Origin of the sequence: Paraburkholderia sp. BCC1886, from assembly GCF_900996245.1 — a bacterium.
Taxonomy (GTDB): Bacteria; Pseudomonadota; Gammaproteobacteria; order Burkholderiales; family Burkholderiaceae; genus Paraburkholderia.
The window spans coordinates 278,119-290,160 of record NZ_CAAJGK010000129.1; the positions used below are offsets into that span (position 1 = coordinate 278,119).

Here is a 12,042-nt window from a genome sequence, read left to right on the forward strand (position 1 = left end):
CGTGCGGCTTTAACTGAAGAGGCGACTTTCGATGAAAGCACATGCGCAACGTCTCATTGCCGCGCGACTCGGCCTCGCGCTGCTCACACTGTTGCTGGTGTCGGCAGTCGTGTTCGCCATCACCGGACTGTTGCCCGGCGACGCGGCGCAACAGGCGCTCGGCCAGGCGGCGACCCCCGAAGCCGTGGCCGCCTTGCGGCATCAGTTCGGTCTCGATCAGCCCGCGCTGCAACGCTACTTCGTGTGGCTGCTGCATGTGGTCAGCGGCAACTTCGGCACGTCGTTGTCGAACAATCTGCCCGTTAGCCAGCTGATCGGTACGCGACTGCCCAATTCGCTGGTGCTCGCCGGTCTGACGGCGCTGGTCTCGGTGCCGGTGGCGCTGGCGATCGGCATTGCCTCGGCCATGTTCCGCGGTTCGCTGCTCGACCGTACGCTCAACGTACTCACGCTGTCGACCGTCGCCGTGCCGGAGTTCCTGATCGCGACCATTGCCGTGCTGATCTTCGCGGTGAAGCTGCGCTGGCTGCCCGCGCTGTCGTATCTGTCGGAAGTGCATTCGTTCGGGGCGCTGTTGCGCATCTACGCGATGCCGGTGATGACGCTGTGCTGCGTGCTGGTTGCGCAGATGGCGCGCATGACCCGCGCGGCCGTGCTCGATCAGCTCAATTCGTCGTATGTGGAAATGGCGCTGCTCAAGGGCGCGTCGCCGGTGCGCGTGGTGTGGCGGCATGTATTGCCGAACACGGTCGGCCCGATTGCGAACGCGGTGGCGCTGAGTCTTTCCTATCTGTTCGGCGGCGTCGTGATCGTCGAATCGATTTTCAATTATCCGGGCCTGGCCAGCCTGATGGTGGACGCGGTGACCAACCGCGACATGCCCCTCGTGCAGGGCTGCGTGATGGTGTTCTGTGCGGCGTATCTCGCACTCGTGCTGATCGCCGACCTGTGTCAGATCGTCTCCAACCCGAGGCTGCGTCGATGATGAGCCAACCAACCAATCCCCACCACGTGCCGCACGCCGGCACCGAACTGTACGACGTGCGCCGCGACGAAGTGGTCGTCGAACCCGCGCCCGCCGAAGTCCCGGTCGTCAAACAGGGCGTGTTCAGGCGGCTGGTGACCCGCTTTTCCGTGCTCGGCCTGATCGGCCTGGCGATGGTCGCGTTCTGGCTGATCGTCGCCTTCATCGGCCCGCTGATCGCGCCGTATAAAGGCGGGGCGCTGACCTCGACGGAAATCTTCGGCCGCTACAGCGCGGCTTACCCGCTCGGCACCGATTATCTCGGCCGCGACATGCTCAGCCGGATTCTGTACGGCGCGCGCTATACGGTCGGTCTCGCGCTGGCCGCAGCGGTGCTGGCGAGCCTGATCGGCACGTTTTTCGGTCTGCTCGCGGCCGTCTCGGGCCGGGTGATCGACGAGATTTTGAGCCGCCTGTTCGACGCGCTCATTTCGATTCCGAGCAAGGTGCTCGCGCTGGTGGTGATCGCCGCGTTCGGTTCGTCGATTCCGATGCTGACGACCGTCGCCGCGCTCGCCTACATTCCCGGCGCGTTCCGCATCTCGCGCTCGCTCGCGGTCAATCTGATGAACCTCGAATACGTGCAGGTGGCGCGAGCGCGCGGCGAGGGCATCTTCTATATCGCGCGAGTCGAAGTGCTGCCGAACATGATGCATCCGATGCTCGCCGATTTCGGCTTGCGCTTCGTGTTCATCGTGCTGCTGCTGAGCGGACTGAGCTTCCTCGGTCTCGGCGTGCAACCGCCGAATGCCGACTGGGGTTCGCTCGTGCGCGAGAACATCGGCGGCCTGTCGGAAGGCGCGCCCGCCGTGCTGATGCCGGCCGTCGCGATCGCGACGCTGACCATCGGCATGAATCTGCTGATCGACAATCTGCGGCGCCGCAGCCGTAGCCACGGAGGTGCGTGATGGCTGAACGGGACATGATCGAAGTGAAAGGCCTGCGCGTCGTCGCGGGCGCTGCACCCGGGCCGGTGACGGAAATCGTCAAGGGCGTCGATTTCTCGGTGAAGAAGGGCGAAGTGCTCGCGTTGATCGGCGAGTCGGGTTCGGGCAAGACCACCATCGCGCTGTCGCTGCTCGGCTATGCGCGCGCGGGCTGTGCGATCAGCGGCGGCTCGGTGCGTATCGGCGAGGTCGAGGTGTTGTCGCTCGACGAGAAGGGGCGCCGTGCGCTGCGCGCGCGGACCGTCGCGTATGTCGCACAAAGCGCGGCGGCCGGCTTCAATCCGGCGCGCACGATCATGGATCAGGTCATCGAACCGGCCTTGCTGCATCGCCTGATGACGAAGGAAGCGGCGCGCGCGAAGGCGATCGGCCTGTTCCGGGCGCTCGCGTTGCCCGCGCCCGACACGCTCGGCGAGCGCTATCCGCATCAGGTCTCGGGCGGCCAGTTGCAGCGTTTGATGGCGGCGATGGCGTTGATCACCGATCCGGCCGTCGTCGTGTTCGACGAGCCGACCACTGCGCTCGACGTCACCACGCAGATCGAGGTGCTCGCGGCGTTCAAGAAGGTGGTGCGCGAACTCGGCACCACGGCTGTTTATGTCTCGCACGATCTGGCCGTGGTCGCGCAGATGGCGGACCGCATCGTCGTGCTGAACGGCGGCGCTGTCAAAGAAAACGGTGCGGTCGCGCAAGTGCTCGACGCGCCGGCGGATGCCTACACGCGGCAGTTGCTGGCTGCGACGCGGCGCCCCGAAGCCGTGCTGAGCGTGCCGGCGAACGTCGCTCCCAACGAAGCGCCGCTGCTCGAGATTCGCGGACTCTCCGCGGGTTATGGCCGAATCGACCGCTGGGGCGTGCCTGCGGTGCGCGTGCTGGACGACGTGAGTCTGGCGATTCCACGCGGCCGCGCGCTCGGCGTGATCGGCGAATCCGGCTCGGGCAAGACGACGCTCGCGCGCGTGGTGGCGGGGCTCGTCGAACGGGCGCGCGGCGAGGTGCTGTTCAAAGGCGAGCCGCTCGCGGCCAGTATCGCGCGGCGCACGCCGGAGCAGTACCGGCAGATCCAGATCGTGTTCCAGAACGCCGATACGGCGCTCAACCCCAGCCATTCCATCGCCGATATTCTCGGCCGGCCGCTCGCGTTCTATCACCATCTGCGTGGCGCGGCCGCTAAAAAACGCATGCTGGCGCTGCTCGATCTGGTGAGGCTGCCGGCATCGATTGCGACCCGCACACCGGCGGGCCTGTCCGGCGGACAGAAACAGCGTGTGAATCTGGCGCGCGCGCTCGCCGCCGATCCCGCGCTGATTCTGTGCGACGAGGTCACGTCGGCGCTCGACACCGTGGTCGGCGCGGCCATTCTCGATCTGCTCGGCGAATTGCGGCGCGAACTCGGCGTGTCGTACATGTTCATCAGCCACGATATTTCGACGGTGCGCGCGATCTGCGACGACGTGATCGTGCTGTATGCGGGACATCGCGTGGAAGCCGGGCATCGCGACATCCTCTCCGCGCCGCCTTATCACCCGTACACGGGCCTGCTGGTGGATTCCGTGCCGGCGCTGCAACCCGGCTGGCTCGACGCGCGCCGCGAGATCGTCGCGAGCGCACTGCCGGCGATGGGCGAGAGCGCGGACATTGCGGAGTTGTGCACGTTCCGCGCGCGCTGCCCGGTGCGGATCGACGGCAAATGCAACGTCACGCCGCCGTCGGTCAAACGGCTGCCTTCGGGCGCGGAGATTCTGTGCCACCATCCGGCCGCCGAACTGAACCGCTTGCAAACCCTGGAGGCGAGCCCGGCATGAACGGACGTTTTGTGCGTCTCGCGGAAACCGGTCGCAAGACCTTTCCGATCACCGTCGACGGCGTCGAGCAGATGGCGGCCGAAGGCGATACGTTGATGGTCGCGTTGCTCACCGGCACCCGCACGTTGCGCGATTCCGAATTCGGCGACGGCCGGCGTGCCGGCTTCTGCCTGATGGGCGCGTGTCAGGACTGCTGGGTGTGGACCGCGCAAGGCGAGCGCGTGCGCGCCTGCAGCACGCCGGCGACGCCCGGCATGTCGATCGTCACGCGACTCGCTGCCGTGGAGGGCGTATGGCCACGCGCGTAGTGGTGATCGGCGCGGGACCGGCAGGGGTGCGTGCGGCGGAGGCGCTGGTCGAAGCCGGGCTGCGGCCGGTCGTCGTCGATGAAGGACGACGCGATGGTGGGCAGATTTATCGACGTCAGCCCGACGGCTTTACGCGCAGCTATTCTGCGCTCTACGGGACCGAGGCCGCGCGCGCCGAGTCGTTGCACCGGCGCTTCGATGCGTTGAAAGCCAGCATCGACTATCTGCCGGACACGCTGGTCTGGAATATCTCGCCGAATACGCTGCATCTGACGAGCGGCACGCGTTACCGGACGCTCGAGTTCGACGCGCTGATCGTCTGCAGTGGCGCAACGGACCGGCTGATGCCGGTCAAAGGCTGGCAGCACGCCGGCACGTACACCCTCGGCGGTGCGCAGGTCGCGCTGAAATCGCAGGGCTGCGCCATCGGCTCGCGCATCGTGATGATGGGCAGCGGGCCGCTGCTGTATCTGGTCGCCGCGCAGTACGTGAAGGCAGGCGCGCAGCTTGCCGCGGTGCTCGACACGTCGACGCCGATGCAGCGCGTCGCCGCGTTGCCTCGCTTACTGGCGATTCCCGCCGCGCTCGGCAAAGGCATCGCGCTGATGCGGGTGCTCGCCGCGGCTCGCGTGCCGGTTCATCGCGGCGTGCAGCCGCTCGAGATAAAAGGCACGCCGCAGGACGGCGTGAGCGCGGTCGAAGTCGCGCTGCACGGAGGTGAGCGTCTCGAAGTGCCTTGCGATGCAGTCGCGATCGGGTATCACTTGCGGCCCGAGACGCAACTCGCCGACCTCGCAGGCTGCCAGTTTGTGTTCGACGCCGACACGCAGCAGTGGCTGCCGCAAATCGATACCGATGGCCGCAGCAGCGTGCCCGGCGTGTACCTGGCGGGCGACGGCGCGCGCGTGCGCGGCGCCGATGCGGCCGAGCGCTCCGGCCGTCTCGCGGCGCTTGCCGCGTTGCAGGATCGCGGCATGCCGGTGAGCGGCGTGGAACGCCTGCGCGCCGAACTCGCGCGCTTTACGCGCTTCGCCGCGGGCTTGCGGCAGGCGTTCCCGTGGCCGGCGCGATTCGCGGCGGCGCTGCCCGACGAAACGATCGTCTGCCGCTGCGAGGCGATTACTGCCGGTGAGTTGCGCCGCGTCGTACGCGAGTCGGGCGCGACGGAAGCGAATCGCGCGAAGGCATTTTCACGCGTCGGCATGGGTCGCTGTCAGGGACGCTATTGCGCGCATGCGGGCGCGGAAGTGATCGCCGCGGCGGCCTGCGTTCCGCTGTCTGCGGTAGGACGCCTGCGCGGTCAGGCACCGGTCAAGCCGCTGCCGGTGGCGCTGACCGAAGCATCCGGCGAAGCATCGAGCGAAGCAATGAAGGACGAGGTGACCGAATGAGCACGACGACGACCGGCAATGAAGCCGATGTGATCGTGATCGGCGGCGGCATCATGGGCACGACGACCGCGCTGTTCCTGCGTGAGCGCAAGCGCTCGGTGATTCTGCTCGAACGCGGACTCACCGGGCAGCAGGCGAGCGGCGTGAATTTCGGCGGCATCCGCCGGCAGGGCCGTGCGCTGCCGCAACTCGCGATGGCCAACCGCGCGCTGCGCACGTGGCAACGCTCGGCGCAGATGCTCGGCGAAGACATCGAGTTTCTCGCCTCGGCCCACACGCGCGTGTGCTACCACCAGCAGGACGTGGAGAACTTCGATCAATACGCGCTGGATGCGCGCGCCTACGGACTCGACCTCGAAGTACTGCACGGCAAAGCCATGTTCGAACGTTTTCCGTTTCTCGGCCGCGAGGTGCTGGCCGCGTCGATCTCGCCGCTCGACGGTCACGCCAATCCGCGGCTCGCGGCGCCCGCGTTCGGTCGTGCGGCCGCGCGGCTCGGCGCGCGGGTCGTCGAGAACACGGAAATCGTAAGGGTCGAAAAAGAAGCAGGGCGGTTCCGTGTGGAAAGCGCGCGCGGCGACGTGTATTGGGCCGCGCAACTGGTGATCTGCGCCGGCGCGTGGGCGGGCAGGCTGACTGCGCAGTTCGGCGAAACCGTGCCCATCGCCGCGCGCGGACCGCAAATGTGCGTGACCGAACCGGTGCCTTACGTATTCCGTTCGTCGATGGGCGTGTTCACGTCGATCAAGGAAGAGAGCATCTATTTCCGGCAGATTCCACGCGGCAACATCATCGTCGGCGGCGGTCCGGCGGGTCCTGCCGATATCGCCACGAGTCGTGCATCGGTGTTGCCGGCCAATACCGTGCGACAGGTCGCGCAAATGCGCCGTCTCGTGCCGGCGCTGGCGCCGCTTCACGTGATTCGCGTGTGGAGCGGTGTGGAAAGTTATCTGCCCGATGGCGAGCCGGTGATCGGTCCGAGCAGCCGGGTCGACGGCTTGTTCTACGCATTCGGGTTCTGCGGGTCGGGCTTTCAGATCGGGCCGGGCGTCGGCGAGACGCTGGCCGAACTCATCGATACCGGCAGCACGTCCATTTCACTCGACTCGTTTTCCATCCGGCGCTTCGCGCAGCAGGATGCGGCTTTACCGACTGGCGTGACGTCATGAAACAAGCCATCGGCCTGAACGCTGCCCGCGCGTTTATCGAAGCCCATTTCGACGAACCCGTCACGCTGGCTCAACTCGCCGAGCTATCGGCGTTGAGCGTGTCGCGTTTTGCCACCGTCTTTCGCGAGCAATTCGGCTCGTCGCCTTACCGGTACCTGTGCGGCCTGCGGATTCAGCGCGCGCAGACGCTGTTGCTCGAAGGCGTGCCGGGATCGGCGGTCGCGACCGAGGTGGGGTTCTTCGATCAAAGCCATTTCGGCCGGCATTTCAAGAAGTGCTGTGGAATGACGCCGAGCCGGTTCATGCAGCTCGCCGCGGCGAACGGGAGTCGATCGCAGCTTCGGCATGAGTTGCCGTCGCTGACGCCGGCTTATGGACGCGACGTCGGCGCCGATGCCGGCAAACGCGATACCCGGCGTCCCGCGCGCCCGATTTCTTCTCTCGAGACCTCCATCACATGAAGCATGCCTTGCAGTTTTATATCGACGGCGCGTGGGTCGAGCCGTCTGGAAAAGAAGGGCATCGTCGGTTCCGGCGCGTGAATAAGCCCGAATCGATGCATTTCGACAACAACTAATCTGACCGGTTGATCGCCTGTTTTTGACTGCGTACGCTCCTTCAATACCGAACGGCTGCAAAAACTCGCAGCCATCGGCAATCAGAAAACGTCGGCGCGTACGGGGAAAACTGGCAATGAAGATGTCTCACAGATTGGAAAGCGTCGAAGCCGCACGACCGGTTTGGAGCCTGGTCGTCGGCGTGTTGCTGACGATAGTCGGCGTAGCCCTTTGGGTTTATGCGTCGAACGCACTCCCTGCGAGCCGGCAGGTTCAGTCTTTAGCCGTCGCGTCTACGCTCGTGGGTCTGTTCGTAGCGGTGTATGCGGGACGCGAAGTCGTGCGCAAACGCGGCTAGGCTCACGGTCTGCGTGCGGCATAAAAAAAAGCGGACCTCGTCGATGAGGTCCGCCTGTTTGCCGCTTGCTCTTTTCAGATGCGGTCGGACTTACTGGCCGAAATACACCGGCTTCGTACCCGCTGCGCCACCCGTGTGAGCGGGTTGGATCGGCGCGCCCGATGCGGACGATCCGGGGACGACGCCACCATAGTCGCCATTCGATTCCTGCTGGACCTGTTGCGCGCCGATGCGGGCTTCAGCGGCCTGAGCCTCGCGCGGATACGACGCATGGTCGCCCACCGAGTTGTTATAGCCAGCCTGCTCGACATTGCGCTGATCCTGCTTGACCTCAGACCGTGTAAGCGAGTCGTTAGTGTTCGACGGCATGTCGGACTGCGCAAATGCGACGATCGGAGTGGCAACGAGCGCGGCTATTGCGGTGATTTGCTTGAGCTTGTTCATCGTGGTTCTCCCAGAAAAGTTGGCGTTGCGAAAGAGATATCGCATGCGGCGTGCCACGGGATGAGCGCTTGCCGATGGTCCAGAACGGAGATGAAAAAATTTCCGGTCTATGGTCGACGCGACCTTTGTCACCCAGATGTCACCATTCAACGGTCGATACGTTGCTGCCACTGCGCCGGATAACGATCGCCTACCACCTCGATCTGCTTGAGCGCCGTTTCGATCGCCTCGACATCGGCCGAAGACAATTCGAGCGCAGCCGCGCCGACGTTTTCTTCCAGCCGGTGCAGCTTCGTGGTGCCCGGAATCGGCACGATCCACGGTCTTTGCGCGAGCAGCCAGGCAAGCGCGATCTGCGCGCGCGTCGCATGTTTTCCCTCGGCGATCTTGCCGAGCACATCGACGAGGCCCGCATTGGCCCGCCGGTTCTCCTCGGAAAAACGCGGGACGACGTTGCGGAAATCCGTCGTGTCGAACGCGGTCGTCGCATCGATCGCGCCGGTCAGAAAGCCTTTGCCGAGCGGACTGAACGGCACGAAACCGATGCCGAGTTCCTCGAGCGTGGGCAGCACGGCCTGCTCAGGCTCGCGCCACCACAACGAATACTCGCTTTGCAAGGCCGCGACCGGCTGGACCGCATGAGCGCGGCGGATCGACTGCGCACCGGCTTCCGACAGGCCGAAGTGTTTCACCTTGCCCTGCGCGATGAGGTCCTTGACTGTGCCGGCGACGTCTTCCATCGGCACACTGGGGTCGACGCGATGTTGATAAAACAGGTCGATACGATCGGTCTTCAGGCGCTTGAGCGACGCCTCGGCGACCGCACGAATGCGTTCCGGGCGGCTATTCACCGGCTTCTTCGAATCACCGTCTTCGAAGCCGAATTTGGTCGCAATGACGATCTGATCGCGAAACGGTGCGACCGCTTCGCCGACGAGTTCTTCGTTGACGAATGGACCGTAGCACTCCGCCGTGTCGAAGAAGGTCACGCCTCGTTCGAACGCCGACTGAATCAGCGCGATGCCGGCCTTTTTCTCCGTAGCCGGTCCGTAGCCGAAGCTCAGTCCCATGCAACCGAGGCCGAGTGCCGATACTTCGAGTCCGGTATTGCCCAGTTTGCGCTTTTGCATGTGTCTCTCCATTTTGAACAAGGGATAGAAGGGCGAGCCTTCAATGGACTCAAGCGTAGGCTAATGCTCCTGACTCAACAATACGGATCAGGTTGCAAGCGGTTATGAGCCAGATTCACTATTCATGACGCGGTTCCTTGCGGGCGCAACTTGTGAGTGGCATGCACAACGGCATGCAGACAGATGGGCTTTTTCATCGTCGATTGCGCGGCTATGATCGGCGGTTCATTCGCTTGGCTTGTAAAGGGAGGATCGACTCATGACACAGAACATCAAGGACAAGGTGGTCGTAATCACGGGCGCGAGTAGTGGGCTCGGTGAAGCCGCTGCGCGTCTGCTCGCTTCGCAAGGCGCGGTGGTCGTGCTCGGCGCGCGCCGGCTCGAGCGGATCGACGCGCTTGCCGAGAGCATCGTGGCGAGCGGCGGTGTCGCGCTCGCCGTTGCGACCGATGTCACGGACGCGGCGCAGGTCAAACATCTGGTCGATACCGCGGTCGACAAATATGGACGCGTCGACGTGATGCTCAACAACGCGGGACTCATGCCGCATTCGTTGCTGGAGCGCGGCAAGATCGAAGACTGGGACCGCATGATCGACGTCAATCTGAAGGGCGTGCTGTATGGCATTGCCGCGGCGCTGCCCCATATGAAAGCGCAAAAAAGCGGGCACATTATCAACGTGTCGTCGGTGGCGGGGCATAAAGTGCGGCCGGGCAGTGCGGTGTATGCCGCGACGAAAGCGGCGGTCCGCATGCTGACCGAAGGACTGCGCCAGGAGGTGAAGCCCTACAACCTGCGCACCACCATCATCTCGCCGGGCGCCGTCGCCTCGGAACTGCCGGGCAGCGTGACGGAGCCCGACGTCGCGAAAGGCGTTCAGGAGTTTTACGAGCAGCACGCGATTCCTGCGGACTCTTTCGCGCGCGTGGTGGCCTTCGCGATGAGCCAGCCAGACGATGTCGACATGAACGAAATTCTGTTCAGGCCGACGAGCCAGGATCTTTAAGCGGCCTGTTTCAGCGCGCGGCGTCGCAGATAAAGATTGTTGAGGATCAGCGCGGCGCCGGTCATACAGGCGCCGGCTATCTGGGCGTGACCGGGCACGACGCCCGTGACGGAAGACACTGCAAATGCCGTGACCGGCAACACGTCCATGAACAGCACGCCGTTGAGCGGCGTGAGTATCCGGTTGCCGAGATTCCAGAACAGAATCGCGATGAAGCCGGCAACCGGACCCATGTACAGCAAATGCGGTGCAACGGCCCACAGTTGCGTCGTCGACGGTACGGGCACGAGGTGCAACGCGAACAGCACGACATTGAGCGCAAGAATCGTCGTGAGTCCCAGCCACGTCGTCAACGTGGTGTATTTCAGCGGCGACCAGCTTCTGAATCGCGATGCGCTGAAGGTGTAGGTGACCCAGCAGAAGGCGCCGACCAGAATGAGCGCATTAGCCGAATAGTGTTGCGGCTCGTGCAGCGCGCGCACGAGGTCGCCCTTCGTGACGACGAGCGAGACGCCTGCGAAAGACATCAGAATAAACAGAAACGACACGACCGGCGGCATCCTCTTTTTGACGAGCGAATGCAGAAGCAGTCCCATCATCGGTTGGGTCGCCATCATGATCGATGCGGTCAGAGCGCCTTGTGGGCCCGCGATCTGTTGCCCCAGAAACACGAACGAGCCGAATCCGCAGAAACCGATGGAACCCATGAGCCACGCCAGAAAAATCGATTCCCCATTCGCTCGCAAGCCACTCGCGCCTTCCTTGAACAGAAGCAGGGCGAGAAACGCCGTGCCGGCAATCAGATAGCGCAGCGAGGTGAACGTGAACGGATCGATATGCGTCAGCGCGTCCGTCATGACGGGAAACATGATGCCCATGAGCACGGTCGCCGCCACACAGAACAGCACGCCTCTCGCATAGGTGCCGTGAGCCGGGTGAAAACTCGCAGTAGCTGAATTCATGAATGATCGTTCCAGAAATGGGCAAAAAATCTTAGGCCAGCGCCCGCATTGTCATGTCGACCACGGGGAGGAGCTCTTTCTCGTCGTAACTCAGCTTGCCGAGCACACGAAAGCCTTGAATGACGCACAACAGAAAAGTCGTCACCGCCTGTTCGTCGAGCGCCGCGTTGAATTCGCCGGCCTGCTGACCGCGAACGACGGCGGCAGCGAGATACGACGCAATGCGTTGCAGCGCCTGTTCGATATGCGGACGGAGTGCGTCGTCGGTTGGCAGCAGTTCGATCGCCGCGTTCGTGATGAAACAGCCGTGCCGGCCCGAAAGATTGCGGGAGACTTTCGTGTAGTGAAGCAAGGCGTGGCGTAAGGCGTCGTGCGGGGAAGCTTTGGCTTCGAGCCGCTCTTTCAGTCGCGCGACGGCACCGTCTGCATACTGGTCGAACGCCGCGACGAGCAGGCCATGCTTGTCGCCGAACGCGCTGTATAAACTCGCGCGAAACAGGCCGGTGGCGTTGCAAAGAGATTCGATAGACGTCGCGTTATAACCTTGCTCCCAGAAAACCCGACCGGCGGCCCGGGTTGCCTCGTCGATATCGAATTCACGGGGACGCCCACGTTCGGCAGAAGCAACGCGGTGTCTGGTGGTCGCTAAGGCCGGCGCAGTGGGCTGCGTGGCTGGTGTGGGCGTGCGGGTTCGTCTCATGATCGTGCGATATTAAGACTGAACGTTCTTTAAATCAAGCGAAGGTCGGCCGGCGCGCCAAGGTGGGTGGCGAGATATGCATAAGTTGACATAATATAAATTAGCAACAGTTTTGATGTAGCGGCTAGGTTGTAATGTCCGCTTCTAGCCAGATTCAAATGTCCGCTTCTCGGCGGCTTAAGCTTAGCCGGCGTCGATTCCCACGGCGCCGGAGGCTACGATGGCGGCGACGGACAGAATC

General features: G+C 63.8%; 13 protein-coding genes. 9 read left to right on the forward strand and 4 right to left on the reverse strand.

All coding sequences use genetic code 11. The features are described from left to right. Positions 1–31 precede the first annotated feature (31 nt). The 8 genes from FQ746_RS34530 (at position 32) to FQ746_RS34565 (ending at position 7,559) form a co-directional block, all read left to right on the forward strand. The gene (locus FQ746_RS34530) at positions 32–985 is read left to right on the forward strand and encodes an ABC transporter permease (protein WP_144114280.1); all 954 of its coding nucleotides are present in this window, start codon (positions 32–34) and stop codon (positions 983–985) included. Continuing rightward, positions 982–1,932 carry an ABC transporter permease gene (locus tag FQ746_RS34535; protein WP_144114281.1) on the forward strand — a complete coding sequence of 317 codons (951 nt, stop codon included), beginning with the start codon at positions 982–984 and terminating at the stop codon, positions 1,930–1,932. Before FQ746_RS34530 ends, FQ746_RS34535 begins: the two co-directional genes overlap by 4 nt. Further along, on the forward strand, positions 1,932–3,776 hold the full coding sequence (locus FQ746_RS34540) for an ABC transporter ATP-binding protein (RefSeq protein ID WP_144114282.1): 1,845 nt from the start codon (positions 1,932–1,934) through the stop codon (positions 3,774–3,776). Before FQ746_RS34535 ends, FQ746_RS34540 begins: the two co-directional genes overlap by 1 nt. After that, on the forward strand, positions 3,773–4,084 hold the full coding sequence (locus FQ746_RS34545) for a (2Fe-2S)-binding protein (RefSeq protein WP_144114283.1): 312 nt from the start codon (positions 3,773–3,775) through the stop codon (positions 4,082–4,084). Before FQ746_RS34540 ends, FQ746_RS34545 begins: the two co-directional genes overlap by 4 nt. Then, positions 4,069–5,475 (forward strand): NAD(P)/FAD-dependent oxidoreductase, encoded by a 1,407-nt coding sequence (locus FQ746_RS34550; RefSeq protein ID WP_144114284.1) that lies wholly within the window; start codon positions 4,069–4,071, stop codon positions 5,473–5,475. The genes FQ746_RS34545 and FQ746_RS34550 overlap by 16 nt, the downstream gene beginning before the upstream one ends. After that, the gene (locus tag FQ746_RS34555) at positions 5,472–6,644 is read left to right on the forward strand and encodes an NAD(P)/FAD-dependent oxidoreductase (protein WP_144114285.1); all 1,173 of its coding nucleotides are present in this window, start codon (positions 5,472–5,474) and stop codon (positions 6,642–6,644) included. The genes FQ746_RS34550 and FQ746_RS34555 overlap by 4 nt, the downstream gene beginning before the upstream one ends. After that, a complete protein-coding gene (locus tag FQ746_RS34560; RefSeq protein WP_260854280.1) occupies positions 6,641–7,105 on the forward strand; it encodes a helix-turn-helix domain-containing protein in 465 nt (154 codons plus the stop codon). Before FQ746_RS34555 ends, FQ746_RS34560 begins: the two co-directional genes overlap by 4 nt. Positions 7,106–7,343: 238 nt before the next feature. Beyond that, positions 7,344–7,559 carry a hypothetical protein gene (locus FQ746_RS34565; protein WP_260854281.1) on the forward strand — a complete coding sequence of 72 codons (216 nt, stop codon included), beginning with the start codon at positions 7,344–7,346 and terminating at the stop codon, positions 7,557–7,559. Between the two features lie 90 nt (positions 7,560–7,649). Here FQ746_RS34565 and FQ746_RS34570 read toward each other — a convergent pair whose 3' ends face one another. After that, positions 7,650–8,003: a DUF4148 domain-containing protein gene (locus FQ746_RS34570; protein ID WP_144114287.1), complete on the reverse strand. Its 354-nt coding sequence runs from the start codon at positions 8,001–8,003 to the stop codon at positions 7,650–7,652. A 146-nt stretch (positions 8,004–8,149) separates the two neighbouring features. Beyond that, the gene (locus FQ746_RS34575; RefSeq protein WP_144114288.1) at positions 8,150–9,133 is read right to left on the reverse strand and encodes an aldo/keto reductase; all 984 of its coding nucleotides are present in this window, start codon (positions 9,131–9,133) and stop codon (positions 8,150–8,152) included. Positions 9,134–9,392: 259 nt separating this feature from the next. Here FQ746_RS34575 and FQ746_RS34580 point away from each other — a divergent pair, with 259 nt between their 5' ends. Continuing rightward, complete coding sequence (locus tag FQ746_RS34580) at positions 9,393–10,139, forward strand: SDR family oxidoreductase (protein WP_144114289.1); 747 nt, start codon at positions 9,393–9,395, stop codon at positions 10,137–10,139. Here the strand turns inward: FQ746_RS34580 and FQ746_RS34585 are convergent. Both FQ746_RS34585 and FQ746_RS34590 read right to left on the reverse strand, forming a co-directional pair. Continuing rightward, a complete protein-coding gene (locus FQ746_RS34585; RefSeq protein WP_144114290.1) occupies positions 10,136–11,101 on the reverse strand; it encodes a DMT family transporter in 966 nt (321 codons plus the stop codon). The two genes, FQ746_RS34580 and FQ746_RS34585, sit on opposite strands and share 4 nt — an antisense overlap. 31 nt (positions 11,102–11,132) lie before the next feature. Continuing rightward, the gene (locus FQ746_RS34590; RefSeq protein WP_144114291.1) at positions 11,133–11,801 is read right to left on the reverse strand and encodes a TetR/AcrR family transcriptional regulator; all 669 of its coding nucleotides are present in this window, start codon (positions 11,799–11,801) and stop codon (positions 11,133–11,135) included. Positions 11,802–12,042 lie beyond the last annotated feature (241 nt).